Source organism: Microbulbifer maximicatervae (SeqCode), from assembly GCF_052467825.1.
The window spans coordinates 1046064-1063594 of sequence record NZ_CP174327.1 but is presented as its reverse complement, the minus strand read 5'-3'; the positions used below and the strand labels follow the sequence as shown (position 1 = coordinate 1063594).

Below are 17531 nucleotides of genomic sequence, written 5' to 3'. Positions count from 1 at the left end.
TCGCAGAGTTTTAACTTGCACTTTTCACTCGGAAAGCCTTAGCGAATCTACTTAGTTAGAAGAAATGAACACTCTGTAAATTTCCACTATAAGGTCGAGGCGTCATCCATGCCTTATACGGCGGTGCCCAAGCACAATATGTTCTTTCCTTCTCCTTTGGTCAAAAACTCTATTAATGCTCTTCATGTGGCCAGCGCCAAGCCAGCCAAATAATAGCTAATTTGAGAATAATCTCGATAAATCCCAGATAGAAGTAGAAATACCAGGTGGACATTAAAAATGTTACAAATAAGAAAATAATGAAAACTGAGGATATAACTACATTTATCCAGCGAGAGACAGATGGATTAAGTAATAAAGTAAGGGCAACCATAATGCAGGGGAGTGACACGATGATTGATACAGCAAGTAGTGACTCTTGTGTGACCGCTCCAAATGGCCCGAACCCCTCAATTATTCTATCTATTTTTCCTGTCTTAAATAGTCCAAAGAAATCCCCATAGATGTAAAGTAGTACTACTGAAGCCCATAGCCCGGCTATTTTAATCTTAACATCTATATGATTGTCAGTGAGCTTGGTCGATGTGCTCTTTAAGTTGTCTTTATCGTTCATGACATTCCCTCGATCTTACTGGTAGATAACTTTTGATTTGATTCGGTAATAGTTGGTGGGGTTCTAACGCCCATAATTAGTAACCATAGACAGGTTCCGATCTCCCCTAGAGAGGCGGGTACTCTAATAAAAGCGGGGATTTGATATTCAGGGAAAAGTATATTTGCGCAGAATCTTACTAAATAGCTAAGGCATCCTACCATTAATAGTATGCCCAGTATTTTTGGTAGTAAGTTTGATTTGTAGACCAGGTATCCGAAAGGAAGTAACCATAATCCCCAGAGTACCTGGATGATTTGGATTCCGTTACTATACGATTTTAATAACAATAATACCTGAGTATAAATTTGTTCTTTTTCAAAAGTTAGGAGATATTCTGCTCCGCTAATAAGTGTGAGAGCATCAACTTTGTTAACTATATTGAGTAGAGTAAATGGAATGCTGATGAGGACAAAAATAACCATTAACAACGCACATTCTCTATTTACAGATTCAAATGTGCGATATAAAGCTAGTGGCAGTATTGAAAACAGTATGTAGAGAAGTATCCCACCTAAAATTCCTATTCTATATAGAAATTCATATTCCAGGATATTTTGCGCTGTTAAAGATGCATTTTCCCACGCTGTGGGAATTTGAGAGGGCACGTATACTAAAGAAAATATTCCCAGCAATATAACAAGTAAATAAATAAGCCCAGAAAGTCTGGCATATTCTTTTTGAGTCATTTTATATCCTTGTAAAATCAAATTGACAGATAGAGAGCCAAAAGTTGGTTAGGTCCTAGTCGCTGTAGCTATATAAAGGGTGCTACGGTGAACTTCCAACCATGGTAATCAGCTAGAATTTCATAAGAAGAATATGGTCACCAAAGACGTACTTATGGTGTTGTTCTGTTGTGAATAGAGGTAAAGCTTCTGTATCTCTAGCGGTACTACGATTATTGGGTGTGGGGTACTAGCTATTGACGCCATGGTGGTCTCTTTAGAGTCACTGTATGCAAAGAAACCTATTGGAATATTGAGTTGTGCGCTACCCAGCTAGGCATAGGCTGCGGAAAGCGTGGTTTGAAGTGCGGAATAGTGAGATAAGTGATTTGGGATGGTATGGCCATCCAGAAGATTTTTGAGCCGCCAACTGTATGCGGCTCACACTGTTTAGCCTGCTGTTAATCGGGTTGTTGACTGGCTTTCTTGGATTCGGAGGGACTCGGTGTGGAGGCTGGCTTCTTGCGGGGTTTATCACTTTTCTCCGAAGTCTGTTTTGCACTTGTGGGAACTCTGTTAGTAGGGTATTCAACCTTACAGGTACCCTGTCCATTGTCCGATAGCACAATTTCATCCAGGTCATCCATTACCCGAATTGGGCCCGAATAGAATTTACGCATTCCCTTAATAAAGCCGATCTTGTCAGCTTCAGTAACGGGGGGTGGTATTAGGTGTGTTAAGGCAACCGATTTTACTCCCGCTTTGGTTGCCATCTTGGCAATGTCCAGAGTATTGGAATGGTAGTGGATAATTTGATTTGCCTTCTCATATCGCAAACGAGCGCGACGGTTATCCCCGGTTTGCTTCAGCTTGCTGATGTATTGGGCATAGCTGAGAGCCTCAGAAATCAGTAGATCGGCATCCCGTTCAATTGGCTCTAGCGCATCGAAAACATGGGTATCACCAGTAATGATGACTTTACAGGGGCCAAAACGTATCTCGTAACCAAATGCGGGAAAAACCGGTTCGTGATGTACGGCAAACACAGAGACATAAGTATCCCTGTGGTGCCACACATCTTGTACGACCTCGCTTTGATCCCCGGCAATATTCACTAGGTGGGGAGTGGCGACCGCTAGGACTGGATCGAGAATTCCCTGCCTATTTGCCGATCGAAAAAGGATGTCCGGCCCAAAACTCTTGTTAATTCCATCCAAAATGCGATGGATGCCGTAGGGTCCGTAGACATTAATAGGGGAGTCGGCACCAACAAACCAGGACTCGTTGATCACCATGGCCAAACCACCAAAGTGATCCGAGTGCCAGTGGGTAATAAAAATGGGGTCCAGCTGGGCGAGATTAAGGCCGAGCTGGCCAATTCTTGCTGTAGCTCCTTCGCCGGCATCGACGAGGAATAATTTCCCACTGCTGCGAATAGCAACGCAGGCGGGATGGCGCAAGTATTGATAGGCTGGATCTGGCGTGCCAGTTCCACAAAAGTAGATGTGCATTTTGCCATCATCTTCCACATAAGGTGGGTAACGCTTCAGAGATTCAGGCTGCTCGGCCAGGCTTGAAATCGCAAAGAACACCCCGAGGGCAAGAGTGGCAAACATATCAACGATCAGTCGCATGGTTTTATAGATTCCAGTCGGTGCGGAAAATACATACCAAGGATATGCAGACATTTTTAAACGTACAAAAAGATGATTAAAAATTTTGGTCAAGTCTGTAGATGACGTGGACTCATGCCTTGTAAAGTATCAGGATTTAGGCTGCTATTAACTTAGTTTGTCATCAGGATTTTTATAGATGGTGGTTGGCTGTCCTTCCAGGCCCGAGTAAAAGAGAATAATAGTTACCGGAGTATCACCATCATTGCGCCCATAATGCCATTTATCGGTAACTTCGATAAATGCCTTACCTGCCCCCAGAGTAAGCGTTTCCTTCTGTCCTGGGAGTACAATGGTTAAAGTGCCCTCTGCTACATAAACACCATTTAGCACTGGATGCTTGTGTACGGGCATCTGTTCACCCACCGGAATAGTAACGCTAACAATCGTTAATTCCGGTTGCCCCGGTTTCACTTTTGGTAGGGAATGTCCTTCCCAGTCCTTTGTAGAGGAAACTAGTGTTTCAAACTTTACGTCGTTGGTTTTGTCCTGGCCAAATATATTTTCCGAGATAAATGCAAGTGTCAGAATGGCAAGGAAAAGGAAGTGGCGGCTCATTGAACTTTCCGGCAATCTTATGGAGATTTATGTAATTCTCGTTCAAGAATTAATGCTGTCCAATAAATTCGGGAAAATCTCTACGGACCTACATCGGAGAAAAAATTGGCTTTTAAATGCCCCCTACTGACAAACTGATTACATTTGGCGGAATAGATGCAAGTAACGCCGGCTTACGGGGAGTATTTCCTCCCTATTTAGCAAGGTAATTTGCGCGGTATCTCCGTCCCTTATTACATGGCGGACGGCCTTTAAATTGACGACAACAGAGCGATGAACCTGGGCAAAGAGTTCGGGGTCAAGTTGGTGGGTTAGATCCTTTAATGGTGTGCGAATACAGGCCTCCAGATTGTTGTTGCCGGATTCGCTCCAGGCTACCAGGGTATACTTCTCACCTGAACGCAAATAGTGCACATCTTCTACCGGTATCATCCGCAATTGCTGGCCTATGGAAGCGCGAATCCAGCGCAGGTATGGTTTGTCTCCCTTGGATTGAAGTTGTCTCGCTAATTGCTCGAGTAACTCCTGCTGATGATTGACGGGTTTGCAACTGCTGAGCCTTTCCCTAAGCCGCTCGGCGGTATCGGCGAGCCGCTCAATCTCTACCGGTTTTACCAGGTAGTCCAGTGCACCCTGCCTAAAAGCTTCCACGGCGTAGTTGTCGTATGCGGTAACGAAAACTAAATGGGCCCGACGCCCGATACTCTGGGCTGCCTCAATACCGGACTTACCCGGCATATGGATATCCAGAAAACAGATATCGGGCTGCTTTTCTTCAAATAGTTCTACGGCTTCACGACCATTGCGGGCCTCCGCAACAACCTTCAGCTCCGGCCAAACACTTTTGAGTTTGCGGACCAAAGACTGGCGCAGCAGTGGTTCGTCGTCAGCTACTAGGGCGGTGGTGGGCGTGGCACTCATATTTGCTCCTCGGCAGGGAATAGCAATTCGGCACAAAGACCTGTGGGCTGTTGGTCGATCAAACGCAAGCCTGCACTATCGCCATAGGTCAGTTGTAGCCGCGCCCTCAAAGTTGCCAACCCTGTCCCGAGACTATTGGAATTGTCCTGGATGCCGATACCGCTATCGGTGACGGTGGCAATACAGAGGCCCCGTTCCAGCTTTATTGCAATATCAATACGTCCCCCTTCCTCACTGGGGTCTATGCCATGGCGGACGGCATTTTCAACCAGTGACATCAGAGACATGGGCAGGCAAGACTGACTTCGCACCTCCTCACCAGCCTTGATAGAAAATTCCAGGCGATCCGGCATACGCATTTGCATCAGGCCCAGGTAAGCCTGCACCAGAGTTAGCTCTTGCTCGACGGTACTTTGCTCCGACTCAAGTTTCGGTACTACGGCGCGCAGGTAGGCAACCAGGTTGTTCAGTAGTGCGGGTGCCTGAGGGGATGAAGACTCTACCAGCTCTTGCACATTGGCGAGTGTATTAAATAAGAAGTGTGGGGCCACCTGGGATTGCAATAAACGCAGCCGAGCATTGAGCGCCTGGTGCTCCAGGGCACCCCGCTGCCGTTCAAAAAGTTGCGCCTGCTCTCGCACAGCAATATCCCGCTGGCGCAACAGCGCAGACATAGCGAGCCAGGGCCCGAATAACATGCCGGTCACCGCTATCAGGAGAAAACTCCAGTGTCGGCTGTGGTCCTGCCAAAGTGGAAGTGCCCCCGGTTCTGTCAAGGCAGGGGACAGGATCAGCAATGTCAGTGGAATAGAGATTGCCACACCCACCACCTGTATTACCCAGCGAGGTAATCGTTGAGGCAAGTTGCGCGGCCATTGCTCGAACAGGCAAAAAGTAACCAGTGCTGATATGGCAGCTGTGCTGGTTTGCAGTAGGAGCTCTGTATAAGCACCTTTCCAGCCGAAGCTGAGTAGCAGGGTCCAAAGCAGAGTAGCGAGTAAAACAGTCAGCGACCGCTGCCTGCTGGGTAGCAGTCGCACTTGAGGTGGGTTGGCTGTCGGCGAGTAATTCATGATGGCCGCCTTCGGTTAATTTAGGCGGCCATTCTTACACAGGTTTTACCGTTAAAGCGCTGCCTTACCTTGTAGATGCAGCTTTCTCCGCTGTGCTAGCGCATCGATAGAGTAGAGTGCTAGCCCCAGCCAGACAAACATAAAGGTGGTGAGCTTTTCTTCGCTGAAAGACTCGCCCAATACCTGGGTGGCGACCACCAGCATCAGTGTGGGGCCGATGTATTGCAGGAAGCCCAGTGTGGATAAGTTGAGCCTGCGCGCGGCGATCGTGAACAGCAGCAGGGGAACCAGGGTAATGGGGCCGGCAAAGAGTAGCAGGCTGTTTAACTCCAGGCTGTTATTCAGCAAATTACTGGTGGGGCTGTCGCTCCAAAACAGGTAGATCAAGGCCACTGGCAATATAAAGAGAGTTTCCACCGCGAGGCCGGTAAGGCTTTCCACTGGGGCTTTCTTGCGGGCCAAACCGTATAGGGCAAAGGAGAAGGCCAGGCACAGGGCTATAATCGGTACGTGACCAAACTGCCACAGCTCATAGGCAATGCCGGTAGCTGCCAGCGCTACAGCGATCCATTGCAGTCGCCGCAGTTTCTCACCCAGGAACAGGACCCCCAGCAAAATATTGATCAGTGGATTGATGTAGTAACCCAGGCTGCCATTGAGCAAATGGCCGTTATTGATCGCCCAGATAAACACCAGCCAGTTACTGCCGATCAATACCGTGGTCAGGGCCAGCATCCGCATCTTCTTGCCATCGCGCAGGGTGGCCAGAAAGTCCGGCATTTTGCGTACAATCAGCAGAATACCAATAGCGAGCACCAGCGACCAGATACTGCGGTGGGCAAGGATTTCCGCAGCGGGAATATCCCGTAATTTGTTGAAGTACAGTGGCGCCAGCCCCCAAATGAGGAAGGCGGAAATCCCGGCGAGAAGGCCGGTTGAGGCGGAATCATTACTACGCAAGGAAGCACCTGCTGTGGATAACTCTGGCTTTGGTTCAGGGGTGGCACGTGGATGTGGTCACCTGGGCCTGAAGCAAAAGAATAGGTTTGGCCATTGTAGAAGCGGTGGCCGGGGGGGATCAATCTTTTTTACCGCGAGGAAGGCTCCGATTGGCGTGTCATTGGCGGGTATTTGTGGGTACCCGCCAACGACCAAAAGGCTTAGAAAAGCACGCGGCAGCGCAGGGTGCCGGGGATACTCTTCAATTTTTCCAGTGCCAGATCAGAATACTCTGCGTCCACATCGATCACTACATAGCCCACTGTCTCATTGGTTTGCAGGAACTGTGCGGAGATATTGATGGCATTTTCTGAGAACACCTGGTTGATAGCGCTCAGTACACCGGGCACATTCTTGTGAATATGCAGCAGGCGGTGGGTATCCAGGTGACCGGGCAGTGCCACTTCCGGGAAGTTCACAGAGCTGGTGGTGGTGCCGTTATCGGAGTAGTGAGCGAGTTTCTCCGATACTTCTGTACCGATATTTTCCTGGGCCTCCACAGTGGAGCCACCTACGTGAGGGGTCAGCAGCGCCTTGTCGATTCCGCGTAGGGGAGAGACGAATTCGTCGCTGTTGCCACGGGGCTCAACCGGGAAGACATCGATCGCCGCACCGGCCAGGTGATTGCTCTTCAGTGCTTCTGCCAGGGCATCAATATCTACCACTGTGCCGCGAGAGGCGTTGAGGAGAATACTGCCGGGCTTCATCTGCGCGATCTGCTCGGTGCCCATCATCATTTTGGTGGAAGGCAACTCTGGTACATGCAGGGAGACCACATCGGATTCCGCCAACAATTCCGGAAGTGAGTTTACTTGGGTGGCATTGCCCAGCGGCAACTTGGTAATCACATCGTAGAATCTGACTCGCATCCCGATAGCTTCGGCCATAACAGAAACCTGGGAGCCGATAGCACCGTAGCCGATAATGCCCAGGGTTTTGCCACGGGCCTCGTATGAGCCCACCGCTGACTTCTGCCAGCCGCCGCGATGACACACAGCATTTTTCTCTGGAATACCGCGCAGCATAAAAATAGTTTCGGCAATAATCAGCTCGGCAACGCTGCGAGTGTTGGAGTAGGGCGCATTAAATACCGCGATACCCAGTTCCGTCGCCGCCTGTAAATCCACCTGATTGGTGCCGATGCAAAAACAGCCTACGGCTACCAGTTTGTACGCATGTTCCAACACTTTGCGGGTTAACTGGGTACGCGAGCGGATACCGATAAAGTGCGCATCGGCAATTTTCTCGATCAATTGATCTTCAGGCAGGGAGGTCTTGAGGTACTCCACATTGGTGTAGCCTCGGGAGCTGAGTAAGTCGACGGCGGACTGGTGTACGCCTTCCAGCAACAGGATGCGGATTTTATCTTTTTGCAGGGACTTCTTTTGATCGGAACTGTGCGGAGCCATAAACTATCTCTTCACTGAGTGCGAATAACAGGTGCAAAGTGCTTAGATCACTTCTTCGGGGGTGCCGCAATTTTGGCGAAGGCGCGATCATAGCACATGCAGCCTCCAAGGCTTTATTCGAAATTTCTATCCTAACTATCTTGTTTATCTATGTACCAACATCAATTTACCTGTGGCAGTGAAGTACCGTTTGGTTTGGGGAAGGTTGTCTGTGTGGGGCGCAATTACGCAGACCACGCGGCGGAGTTAAATAATCCGGTGCCAGAAGAACCCCTGCTATTTATCAAGCCGGCAACAGCCGCGGTACCTATGGTAGAAACCATCCATTTACCAGCGGGGCGCGGCAGTTGCCACTTTGAAGGGGAGCTTGCCCTGTTGATTGGTAAGCGCTTGAGTAATGCCAACGTGGCAGAAGTTCCTGGGGCCATTGCTGGCTTGGGCCTCTCCCTGGATTTAACTTTGCGCGACCTCCAAGCGAAGCTGAAAAAAGCAGGACATCCTTGGGAAAAGGCCAAGGGGTTCGATAAGTCATGCCCTCTTTCTCCCTTTGTGAAACTTGATTGGTTGCCGGACTGGGACAAGCTCAGCTATTCCCTGTGGCTGAACGGTGAACTGCGCCAGCAGGGTAAAACCGAAAATATGCTGACACCAATTCTCGATCTGGTGGCCTATGTCAGCAGTTACTTTACGCTCGAACCCGGTGATGTGGTTTTGACGGGCACACCGGCGGGAGTGGGCGAATTACACCACGGCGATAATCTGGCGATGCAGTTGGAAGATGATTGGCTGCGTGTGGAAACGCAGGTAGCTTAATTTAGAATGACTTCAGCCCTTTGATTTGTGATCACATTTTCGATATAACCGGGAAAACTATCTCCAAATTAAATGAGGTGTGTCATGTCAGCGAAAAAAAATAATGTCCCCCAAAACCTGCAGGAATGGCAGGCTCTGGCGGCCTCACTGAAGATCGAGGGGCGTGCCTTTATCAATGGCAGCTATGTCGATGCCCTCTCCGGTGAAACTCGCGCCACTTTTAATCCCGCAAATGGTGAAGAGCTGGCGCAAATTGCCAGTTGCGGTCCAAATGACGCGGACTTGGTGGTAAAGGTGGCTCGGGAAACCTTCGAGTCTGGCGTTTGGTCGAAAATGCCGCCAATGCAGCGCAAAAAAATTATGGTGCGCTTTGCAGAGCTGATTGAAGAGAATCTGGTGGAAATTGCCCTGCTCGAGAGCCTCGATGCGGGTAAGCCGATTGGCGATACCATGGCTGTGGATGTCCCTGGAGCGGCCACTACGATTCGCTGGAGCGGTGAAGCAATCGACAAGATTTACGATGAAGTGGCCCCGACCGGCCCCGGTGAGCTGGGCTTGGTTACCCGTATGCCCCTGGGGGTGGTGGCCGCCATTGTGCCCTGGAACTTCCCTTTATCCACCACCGCCTGGAAACTGGGGCCGGCCCTGGCCACCGGCAACAGCGTTATCCTGAAGCCCGCGTCTAACACACCGCTGACAGCGATTAAGCTGGCGGGCCTGGCTAAGGAAGCGGGCCTGCCCGATGGCGTGTTAAATGTACTACCGGGACCGGGAAGTAGCTTGGGCAAGGCCTTGGGCCTGCATATGGATATCGATTGCCTGACCTTTACAGGCTCCACCGAAGTAGGCAAAACCCTGACCGAGTACTCAGGTCAGTCCAACCTCAAGCGTACTTTCCTTGAGCTCGGCGGTAAAAGCCCGAATATTGTATTTGCTGATGCAGATCTGGATAAGGCGGCAGAAGCAGCGGCCCTGGCCATTTTCTACAACCAGGGGGAGACCTGTACCGCCGGATCGCGTCTGCTGGTTGAAAAATCTATTGCCGATGAATTTATTCAAAAGGTGGCTAAAGCGGCAGAGTGCTTTAAGCCCGGGCATCCGCAAAACCCAAATACCCGTATGGGTGCCCTGATCGACCGCAGCCAGTTTGATACGGTTGAATTTTACGTGGCCAAGGGCCTGGAGCAGGGTGCGCAATTGGTTTGCGGCGGCAAACCGGTAGATGAAGTAGCAGGCGGTTACTACTATGAGCCAACGGTATTTCGCGGTGTCACCGCTGACATGACGATCGCCCGTGAAGAAATCTTTGGCCCGGTACTGTCTGTTATCGAGTTCGAGACAGAGGAAGAAGCACTCGCCATTGCCAATGACTCAATCTACGGCCTGGCGGCGGGTATCTGGACCAATAACCTGGGTCGTGCTCACCGTATGGCCCGGGATATATACGCCGGCTCTGTTTGGGTCAATAACTATTTTGGCGGTGATATCACCGTACCCTTCGGTGGTTTTAAGCAGTCTGGAAACGGCCGCGATAAGTCGCTACACGCGCTGGATAAGTACTGTGAACTCAAGTCCACCTGGATTGATTTGAGTTAGTTCTTTAGCGGCGTATTGGTACTCTGCAATTAGGCCCAAAAAATAAAAAAAAGAAATAAAAATTGAAAGACAGGCCTATTGAATAAGGTTAGGCTGTGAGTAAATAAACACAGCCTATTGAACCTGTTCAATAGGCTGTAAAGAATATCTGTACAACACCATAAAATATATCTGGGCCTTCAAGGCAAATCATAGGAAGATAAGAATGAGTGGTGGCTTATACGTTGGCAGTTCCAGCACTGTTATTCAGCAACAGCGAATCGGTCGGGTTGCAAATCAACAGGATGGAGGCAACACCCAATTCGGAAGAATAGGATCGATGCGCTCTAATGAGAAACAGCTTTTTGTAAATAGGCTGGGCTTTACCCCTCGGAGAGATGAGCCTCCTGCACCTACAAATATACAGCCACCTAATGTACATCCCCCTGCCCTTAATAATATCCCCCTGGTGCAGGCTGTTTTAATTCTGCCAGCTGCTCCGCAGGGTGCGATTCCAGTGGCAGTACCTGCACCTGCACCTGCACCTGCACCTGTGGCTATACCTGTGGCTATACCTGTGGCGGCACCTGCGGTTAACATTGATGAGGTTCCTGTTTTGGAGCCTGTTCCTGAGAATCCTCCAGTAAATACTACACAAGCAGGGACTATTAATAATCAATAATTCCTTCAAGGTGCCGGCGAAGAGAAATATGGGATTTAAGAATGAGTGATAACCAATTTTTTGTTTGAGGCTTCAATAACACTCCAGTCAGTTTTAGAAAATTGGAATTCCAAGCTATAAGGCTACAGCCACAGCGAGGCCCGTTTTATTGCAAGTCTGACGTACTTTAAATTATCGATAAATGGTCAATAGGGCCCTAAGCTCCAGGATTACCCGGTTAAACAGTTTGAAGTATTGCTCTGAAAGAAAGCGGCGTATCTGGTTAATATATAAATACCAAATAATCAGGGCCATGGCCGGGGTATGGTCCGTGATATATGTCGCCTTTGTTTGGACATGGATTGCCAGTATAAGTTACTTGGGTCTACCTGGACCGATTTGAGTGCATTCTTTAGCGGTGAATTGACGATCTATCATTAAGCCTCAAAATGAAAAAGCCAAACTTGAAAGACTGGATAGTTAAATTAGGTTAGGCTGCGGCTGAGTAGATCTTTTAATTAAATTTTTTAATAGGTACTAGGCAGTGCCTGGACAGCTCTGACATATTTCTCTGGGGGCTGCGGAGCCAGTCCTTTAGTACACCTATAAGTTGATCATAGGAGGATAAGAATGAGCGATGGCGTAAAGCTTAATGGCTCTAGCGCGGCTATTCGGCAAGAGCGAGCTGGAGGGGTTGAAAATCAACGGGATAGAGGCAAGGCCCGGCTCGGAAGAATAGGAGCGATGCTCGCGAAGGGAAGGCAGGTACTTGCCAAGAAGTTGGGCTTTACTCAGCAGAGGGGGGAAACGCCCACACCTGCACGTATAGTGCCCGGCTTTGCGCCGCGAACGCCTGGCTCCCACCCCTTGGTTGAGCAACCTGGCGACGCTGGCAATCCTGCGGATGTATCTGATGATATCCCTGAGGCAGAGTTTACAAATGCGGATGACGCTGGTTATTCAGTTGCAAAACTTGTAACTGAAGAAGCTTCCGGAACTAATATCCCGAAAGCTGAGACTGTCGATTCTAGTGAGGCTGGAGCAAAAGGTGCACTTGTGGCTAAGGTAGTTGGTGAGCGCCCCAAGAATTACTACACCCAACCGAAGGAGATGACGACAAAATTTAAAGTGAAGCGCAGTGAGACTGGAGCAGAAGGTGCACGTGAGGCTAACGTAGTTGGTGAGGGCCCCCAGAAATACTTTGACCTGCCGCCAGGCCTCAAGAAAGGATTTAAAGAGAAGCACTAATAACCCATTTTTTTATGTGCAGCTCTAACAACACTCCGGCCAGTTTTAGAACGCTGGAATCTTGAGCTTGTAGGAATAGAATCACAGCGAAACCTAATTTATCACCAGCCTGGAGCTGCGCCAGACTGGTGATAAGTAACGAGTGGGGATGTAAGTTCCAAAGTCACCCGGCTAAAACTGCGGGAAGTATTGTTTCAAGAGAAAGCGGCATACCTGGTTAATATGGGAATGCCAAATAAGCAGGGGCGCGCCCACTCTATGTCCAGCGATATATGCCGGCTCTGTTGGGGGAAATAACTATTTTGGCGATGATACCGTCATACCATTGGTAATTTTATGCAGCGCTGGTAGCGGCGGTAAGTAAGTCACTTTATGTGCCGGATACATACTGTAAATCTAAACCAGCCTGGATCGGAATGAGTTAACAAAGGTGGACTGGAGCACACCATTAATGTTGAAAAATAAAAAAGCCAAAATGAATTGCTGCCAGCCTGAAAGGCTCCACCACAGTAGCAACTAAGCCTAATAGGACAGGCCTGGAGAATTGCAGAGTTGTTCAGAGATTCCTTAAGAGAAGAGAAATTCAGGCACTAAACCCTTTCTATAAGTCTCAGTGCCAACACACCAGCTAACCTAAGCAATCTTGGAGTATAAAGAATGCCCCCTAAACTTCCATCGTCATCGTCATCGTCATCGTCATCGTCATCGTCACGTCCTGATAGCGCATCACATCATCAGGCTGAAAATTCACACAATAGAAATGCCAAAGGCTCACAACGTTTGCGGAAAAATATTAATGCTCTCAAGGGCCGTTTTGCAAATAAGCTAGGTCTGGAGCGCTCAAAAGAAACATCCCCAAGCCCCAGCAAAATCTCTGCTATTGGCAGGCTATCACAGCCAAATATTGGGCGCGACGCTAATATCAGGAGGGATTCAACCCCGGAAACTTCCAGCACTATCCCTCTTGCAGAGGCCATTAATACCGGTGATTTATCGACAGAAAATCGAAAAAATATACCTTTGGCGGAAGTTGCCGGCGAGGGGGGGGCAAAGGATAGATTAGACAATAGAAAGAGGAACCTATCGGTTTCTACACTAGGGCATCATGAGGAATCAGGTATAGAGTTGAGCCGGGATATAAATAATTTACTTAGCATCCAAGACTCAAGAAAAATTAGTGAAGAGCTAGAGGAGTTCCTCAAGGATGGAGCCCCAAGCCAACTTACCGATGAGCTAAATAAAATTTTATATCGCGAAAAAACCGACAAGCCTATCAACAATCCAAATAGAGGCCCCCATGGTGAGGATTCCAGTGAACTTTCTAAGAAAGTAATGGGTATTCTCAACCAGAAAAAGCAGTGAAACTACTGGCAAATTAAACAGGCTCCTCGCCAGACTGCCGAACCCCAAGAAAAAGCTAGGAGCGACAGGTTCTTTTTAATAAAAGGACCTGCGTAAAAAATGGGCTCTTTATGGATTCTGGGGAGCTACCCCAACAACAAAATAAGTAGTCCAGGAATGGCCAGCTTCCCCCAGCGTCTTAGATTGTGCAGGCACTCAAAGAAACTAAGATATAACGGAAGTTTCTCTTGCGATAGACCCCGGAGAGGGCGCGGGCATAGCCAGGATCGTAACAATGACCAGAAACCCACCAAGGTATTAACATGAACTTCATGAAAGCCGTCGCTATTCTCGTCCCAGGCATACTCGCCCGCACTATAGCAAACAGATTTGTGGACACCACCCCACTCCTCTAAATGGTCATAAATATTATATTCATCCGTGTAGACCAAAGTAGCTGAAGCGATAGTGTTTTCAATGAGTGGTTGAATCGTTGCTTGCCCTACATTTTCAAGCATACGTATTGCAACCTGCCCACCTCTCTGGACCATGCCAAAAATGGGGGGCTTTTCCTTTTCCAGAGTACCTCGGCCTCAAGCGCCTCCCAGTGGGTTCCGTCGCCTTCTACGGCCTTTTTTTAACTGCTTCAGGCCGCCTTTTATGGCCCGCAACAATATAGACCTCGTCACACTCTACCTCCCCCTCAAGGGAGATATCGGGAGCTTTGTTACAAACGGCTTTCCTGAGCTGCAGTGTCATTTTCTGAACATCATCTTTGTTCAGATCGAACTCTTTACTAACCTGTAAATTGGATAAATTCAATAACATGAGGTATAGGCAATGTACCCAGACCTTTAAAGGCTGGTGGCACCCTGAAAAGACCGATAACGTCAGGTCATCAAAATGCCGCTGACAACCTTTACAGCGATAGCGCTGCTTCTCAGGTTGTGTATCATCCTTTCCTTGTCGGGTAACATCCTGGCTCAAACAATGAGGGCAACACACCCCGTCGGGCCAGCGATACTATCGTCTCTGTTCGTAGCATTTTGCATTCTCAAGGCGGTTGTGAAATTTCATCATGAGTCTGTTTTTACAGACATTCGGCTACTAATTCCATTGATGGTGTCTCAAATATTGAACTCCCCGGAATCCATAAAAAGCCAAAATTGAAAGACTTGATAGATAAATAAAATTAGGATGTGACTGGATAGACATTTATACTGAGTTAACCGCAGGGAGATAAGAATGAGCAGTGGCATAAATGTTAATGGCGCTAGCACTACTAATCGACAAGAGCTAACCGGTCAGGTTGAAAATCAACGGGATAGAGGCAATACCCGACCCAGGAAAATAGGATCGCTGCTCGATAAAGGAAGACAGTTGCTTGCGAAAAAGCTGGGTTTGACCCCGCAGAAGAGGGAAGTTCCTATACCTGAAGCCATTTTAGTAAATGAGGGTGATATACCTATGGCCATTACGGTAAATGAGGGTGATATACCTGAGGGGGCTACTCTCCTTGACGCAACAGCAGTTGATGAAGCTCCAGCAGGTAGGTCTGAAGCTCCAGCAGGTAGGCCTGAAGCTCCAGCAGGTAGGCCTGAAGCTCCAGCAGGTAGGTCTGAAGCTCCAGCAGGTAGGTCTGAAGCTCCAGCAGGTAGGTCTGAAGCTCCAGCAGACAGCACTGCAGAACCAGAAACTGTAACAGTGGAGTTGATACCCGATAAGACAGGGAAGATGATAGATCGTTTCGAGCTTACGAAGAAATATCAAGAGCAGGGATTCAAGTTCTAAAAATAATTCACAAGCAGAGTGTTTAGCTCTTTTGCACCATAGCAACTCGCCTAAGTGAGTGGATAAGTAGGGTTGATATACCGCTTGTCCACTAATTCGTAAACTAAACACCAATAGACCGATAAATTGGGCAGACTGCAAGATTTGCCGCCTCCGCCTCCGCCTCCGCCTCCGCCTCCGCCTCCGCCTCCGCCTTAGCTGACTGATAGGTGCTTCGAGAATTATCTGGCGTGAATTATCTAGTCAGCTATACCTAACTTATTGCCCTGAGAAAAGTTTGGGGCGACATTTTCAGGATATGAGTATTCCAGTTCACGAGTTTTATAGCGTGCAGGGGTGTTGATTTGAACAAAACTACCGTTCTATTCGTGGCTTTAAGTGTCATTGGTGCGACCTATGCCCATGCTGAAAAAGCGCCAATTTTTGGCGAAATAGCAGGGCTTGTTAGCGCAGAAAAAATTTATACGAGTATGTCTCACAATAACAATCTCAAGCAGAAGCAAAGAGAGTGGATCAGGCTATTTGTCAATCGTGGTGATCAAGTCAGAAAAGGGCAGAAAATTGCTGAGCATCGCAATAGAAAAGGAAAAGTTGTCCTTGAATATATTGCCAATCGCTCAGGCAGAATTTTATTGAACAGCCGTTCAGCAGTTGACTCCGTAGAGTCTATTCTGGAGATCATTACGGTTGGAGAAGAGAAATACTGTGAATATGAAAATTGTGGTTTGATCGGTGTGCGCTGAGAATTTTCAGGGATTGCCGGCTTGGCAGAAACCGGGTTTGTTTGCAGATTAATAGCTGTGTAATCTGGGGATTCCTGATATTTGTGCGGCCCAATTATGAAACTTATTTATACCCATGAAAACCGTTTGTTGGTTGAGTTGGCAAAGAGTCGACTTGAAGTTGCGGGAATAAAAACACGATTAAAAAATGAATATGCTCAGGGGGCTACTGGTGAATTAGCCTCCAACCAGGTTTGGCCAGAATTATGGTTAGAGCGTGACCGCGATTTGGAGCGGGCCCGACAGGTCCTGGCTGAGGCTGAGGTGGATTCGAATAGCTGGTTCTGCCAGGCATGTGGGGAAGATAACGGTGCAGCTTTTGACTACTGCTGGCAATGTGGAGAACCCAAGCCAGCGGGAGCTGACTAAAGCGAAGTTTGTGGGTCGCATATCACAATGCAAGTACTTCTCAACATTGATGTAGATGACTTAAACCGGGCGATCAATTTTTATCGAGATGCATTTGGCCTCTACGAAGGTCGCCGCCTGGGAACGGATATGATTGAGATGCTCGGTGGCACTGTGCCTATATTTCTACAGCAAAGGGATTCGGGGATCTGGCCGATAAACAGTAAAAAAAATATAGGTAGCTATGATCGGCACTGGACGCCGGTAAATATGGATATTGTTGTAGAGGATTTGCTTCTGGCAATAGAGAAGGTGGTTGATGCTGGTGGACAGATGCAGGGTGAAATCCAGCAAAAAGAATGGGGAGTTAAGGCTTCATTAACTGATCCCTTTGGAAATGAGTTCTGTCTGGTGCAGTTTGATGGCAGTGGTTCTGATACTATCAGCTTGTAAGAGAGTAGCTATTCAAATACTTAAATCTATCGCCTTTCAATTAATATGTTCTTGTTATCTTAACTTATGAATTCATGGCTTTTTCGATGATTAAAGTATGGATTATGTAGTGATAATTGGTAAAAGATTTACAGGTGTCTTATGACTGTTACGTCCCATGGTGTGTCTATCGGTTTGGAACAGAAATCCGATTATATTTTCCTTACTGTGAAGGCCCGTGGTAAGTTGACCCATGATGATTACGAAACCATGGTGCCAATGTTGACCGCAGCAATAGAAAAAGTTGAGCACCCAAAGATAAACGTATTTATGGATGCTCGAGAATTGGAGGGGTGGGAGCCTCGGGCGGCTTGGGATGATTTTAAGTTGGGTATTGAATACGGCCGGGAGTTTAACCGGGTTGCCGTACTTTCAGATAAGCGCTGGCTAAAAGTCGCCGGAAAAGTAGGTAGCTGGTTTATTGGTGGTGAATATCGAACATTTGAATCAGAAACTGAGGCGAAAGCTTGGCTGGAGGAAGATACCTAGATTTTGAAGTGATAAAGCCAGAATAGAAAAATAAAGTA

The 17531-nt window shown here is 48.0% G+C and carries 20 protein-coding genes; 10 read left to right on the top strand and 10 right to left on the bottom strand.

Annotation, left to right across the window (positions count from 1 at the left end; translation table 11 throughout):
* Positions 1–172 precede the first annotated feature (172 nt).
* The 8 genes from ACJJII_RS04715 to serA form a co-directional block, all read right to left on the bottom strand.
* The gene (locus ACJJII_RS04715; protein WP_444918473.1) at positions 173–613 is read right to left on the bottom strand and encodes a DUF6326 family protein; all 441 of its coding nucleotides are present in this window, start codon (positions 611–613) and stop codon (positions 173–175) included.
* Positions 610–1341 (bottom strand): DUF4386 domain-containing protein, encoded by a 732-nt coding sequence (locus tag ACJJII_RS04710; RefSeq protein WP_444918472.1) that lies wholly within the window; start codon positions 1339–1341, stop codon positions 610–612. Before ACJJII_RS04710 ends, ACJJII_RS04715 begins: the two co-directional genes overlap by 4 nt.
* A 440-nt stretch (positions 1342–1781) precedes the next feature.
* A complete protein-coding gene (locus ACJJII_RS04705) occupies positions 1782–2954 on the bottom strand; it encodes an MBL fold metallo-hydrolase (protein ID WP_444918471.1) in 1173 nt (390 codons plus the stop codon).
* Positions 2955–3101: 147 nt separating this feature from the next.
* Positions 3102–3551, bottom strand: a complete 450-nt coding sequence (locus tag ACJJII_RS04700) for a cupin domain-containing protein (protein ID WP_444892261.1) — start codon at positions 3549–3551, stop codon at positions 3102–3104.
* Between the two features lie 138 nt (positions 3552–3689).
* On the bottom strand, positions 3690–4472 hold the full coding sequence (locus ACJJII_RS04695; RefSeq protein WP_444918470.1) for a LytR/AlgR family response regulator transcription factor: 783 nt from the start codon (positions 4470–4472) through the stop codon (positions 3690–3692).
* Entirely contained in the window at positions 4469–5545 is a 1077-nt protein-coding gene (locus ACJJII_RS04690; RefSeq protein WP_444918469.1) for a sensor histidine kinase, read from the bottom strand. Before ACJJII_RS04690 ends, ACJJII_RS04695 begins: the two co-directional genes overlap by 4 nt.
* Positions 5546–5596: 51 nt before the next feature.
* The gene (rarD, locus tag ACJJII_RS04685) at positions 5597–6505 is read right to left on the bottom strand and encodes an EamA family transporter RarD (protein ID WP_444918468.1); all 909 of its coding nucleotides are present in this window, start codon (positions 6503–6505) and stop codon (positions 5597–5599) included.
* Between the two features lie 200 nt (positions 6506–6705).
* Complete coding sequence (gene serA, locus ACJJII_RS04680; protein ID WP_444918467.1) at positions 6706–7953, bottom strand: phosphoglycerate dehydrogenase; 1248 nt, start codon at positions 7951–7953, stop codon at positions 6706–6708.
* A gap of 150 nt (positions 7954–8103) precedes the next feature.
* On the opposite strand from serA, the gene ACJJII_RS04675 reads away from it, so the two are divergent.
* The 5 genes from ACJJII_RS04675 to ACJJII_RS04655 all read left to right on the top strand — a co-directional run bounded on the left by ACJJII_RS04675 (position 8104) and on the right by ACJJII_RS04655 (position 13612).
* Positions 8104–8766 carry a fumarylacetoacetate hydrolase family protein gene (locus tag ACJJII_RS04675; protein WP_444918466.1) on the top strand — a complete coding sequence of 221 codons (663 nt, stop codon included), beginning with the start codon at positions 8104–8106 and terminating at the stop codon, positions 8764–8766.
* Positions 8767–8850: 84 nt separating this feature from the next.
* Positions 8851–10362, top strand: coding sequence for an aldehyde dehydrogenase (locus ACJJII_RS04670; protein WP_444918465.1), 1512 nt, complete (start codon positions 8851–8853; stop codon positions 10360–10362).
* Between the two features lie 205 nt (positions 10363–10567).
* The gene (locus ACJJII_RS04665) at positions 10568–11023 is read left to right on the top strand and encodes a hypothetical protein (protein ID WP_444918464.1); all 456 of its coding nucleotides are present in this window, start codon (positions 10568–10570) and stop codon (positions 11021–11023) included.
* 609 nt (positions 11024–11632) lie between these two features.
* The gene (locus tag ACJJII_RS04660) at positions 11633–12250 is read left to right on the top strand and encodes a hypothetical protein (RefSeq protein WP_444918463.1); all 618 of its coding nucleotides are present in this window, start codon (positions 11633–11635) and stop codon (positions 12248–12250) included.
* Positions 12251–12907: 657 nt separating this feature from the next.
* The gene (locus ACJJII_RS04655) at positions 12908–13612 is read left to right on the top strand and encodes a hypothetical protein (RefSeq protein ID WP_444918462.1); all 705 of its coding nucleotides are present in this window, start codon (positions 12908–12910) and stop codon (positions 13610–13612) included.
* Between the two features lie 125 nt (positions 13613–13737).
* On the opposite strand, the gene ACJJII_RS04650 is transcribed toward ACJJII_RS04655, so the two are convergent.
* Both ACJJII_RS04650 and ACJJII_RS04645 read right to left on the bottom strand, forming a co-directional pair.
* A complete protein-coding gene (locus ACJJII_RS04650; RefSeq protein WP_444919257.1) occupies positions 13738–14172 on the bottom strand; it encodes a transposase in 435 nt (144 codons plus the stop codon).
* A 43-nt stretch (positions 14173–14215) separates the two neighbouring features.
* Positions 14216–14578, bottom strand: a complete 363-nt coding sequence (locus ACJJII_RS04645) for a transposase (protein WP_444918461.1) — start codon at positions 14576–14578, stop codon at positions 14216–14218.
* Between the two features lie 258 nt (positions 14579–14836).
* On the opposite strand from ACJJII_RS04645, the gene ACJJII_RS04640 reads away from it, so the two are divergent.
* From ACJJII_RS04640 to ACJJII_RS04620, 5 genes are all read left to right on the top strand, one after another.
* Positions 14837–15382: a hypothetical protein gene (locus ACJJII_RS04640; RefSeq protein ID WP_444918460.1), complete on the top strand. Its 546-nt coding sequence runs from the start codon at positions 14837–14839 to the stop codon at positions 15380–15382.
* 344 nt (positions 15383–15726) lie between these two features.
* A complete protein-coding gene (locus ACJJII_RS04635) occupies positions 15727–16125 on the top strand; it encodes a hypothetical protein (RefSeq protein ID WP_444918459.1) in 399 nt (132 codons plus the stop codon).
* 96 nt (positions 16126–16221) lie between these two features.
* Positions 16222–16533 (top strand): putative signal transducing protein, encoded by a 312-nt coding sequence (locus tag ACJJII_RS04630; protein ID WP_444918458.1) that lies wholly within the window; start codon positions 16222–16224, stop codon positions 16531–16533.
* Positions 16534–16560: 27 nt separating this feature from the next.
* A complete protein-coding gene (locus tag ACJJII_RS04625; protein WP_444918457.1) occupies positions 16561–16965 on the top strand; it encodes a VOC family protein in 405 nt (134 codons plus the stop codon).
* A gap of 141 nt (positions 16966–17106) precedes the next feature.
* A complete protein-coding gene (locus ACJJII_RS04620) occupies positions 17107–17493 on the top strand; it encodes a SpoIIAA family protein (protein WP_413663643.1) in 387 nt (128 codons plus the stop codon).
* Positions 17494–17531: the final 38 nt, after the last annotated feature.

Coding starts and splice junctions, on each gene's coding strand:
- ACJJII_RS04670 (WP_444918465.1), top strand. CDS start 8,851: ATGTCAGCGAAAAAAAATAATGTCCCCCAAAACCTGCAGGAATGGCAG.
- ACJJII_RS04625 (WP_444918457.1), top strand. CDS start 16,561: ATGCAAGTACTTCTCAACATTGATGTAGATGACTTAAACCGGGCGATC.
- ACJJII_RS04700 (WP_444892261.1), bottom strand. CDS start 3,551: ATGAGCCGCCACTTCCTTTTCCTTGCCATTCTGACACTTGCATTTATC.
- ACJJII_RS04705 (WP_444918471.1), bottom strand. CDS start 2,954: ATGCGACTGATCGTTGATATGTTTGCCACTCTTGCCCTCGGGGTGTTC.
- ACJJII_RS04660 (WP_444918463.1), top strand. CDS start 11,633: ATGAGCGATGGCGTAAAGCTTAATGGCTCTAGCGCGGCTATTCGGCAA.
- ACJJII_RS04665 (WP_444918464.1), top strand. CDS start 10,568: ATGAGTGGTGGCTTATACGTTGGCAGTTCCAGCACTGTTATTCAGCAA.
- ACJJII_RS04710 (WP_444918472.1), bottom strand. CDS start 1,341: ATGACTCAAAAAGAATATGCCAGACTTTCTGGGCTTATTTATTTACTT.
- ACJJII_RS04690 (WP_444918469.1), bottom strand. CDS start 5,545: ATGAATTACTCGCCGACAGCCAACCCACCTCAAGTGCGACTGCTACCC.
- ACJJII_RS04695 (WP_444918470.1), bottom strand. CDS start 4,472: ATGAGTGCCACGCCCACCACCGCCCTAGTAGCTGACGACGAACCACTG.
- ACJJII_RS04715 (WP_444918473.1), bottom strand. CDS start 613: ATGAACGATAAAGACAACTTAAAGAGCACATCGACCAAGCTCACTGAC.
- ACJJII_RS04620 (WP_413663643.1), top strand. CDS start 17,107: ATGACTGTTACGTCCCATGGTGTGTCTATCGGTTTGGAACAGAAATCC.
- ACJJII_RS04675 (WP_444918466.1), top strand. CDS start 8,104: ATGTACCAACATCAATTTACCTGTGGCAGTGAAGTACCGTTTGGTTTG.
- ACJJII_RS04655 (WP_444918462.1), top strand. CDS start 12,908: ATGCCCCCTAAACTTCCATCGTCATCGTCATCGTCATCGTCATCGTCA.
- ACJJII_RS04630 (WP_444918458.1), top strand. CDS start 16,222: ATGAAACTTATTTATACCCATGAAAACCGTTTGTTGGTTGAGTTGGCA.
- serA (WP_444918467.1), bottom strand. CDS start 7,953: ATGGCTCCGCACAGTTCCGATCAAAAGAAGTCCCTGCAAAAAGATAAA.
- ACJJII_RS04640 (WP_444918460.1), top strand. CDS start 14,837: ATGAGCAGTGGCATAAATGTTAATGGCGCTAGCACTACTAATCGACAA.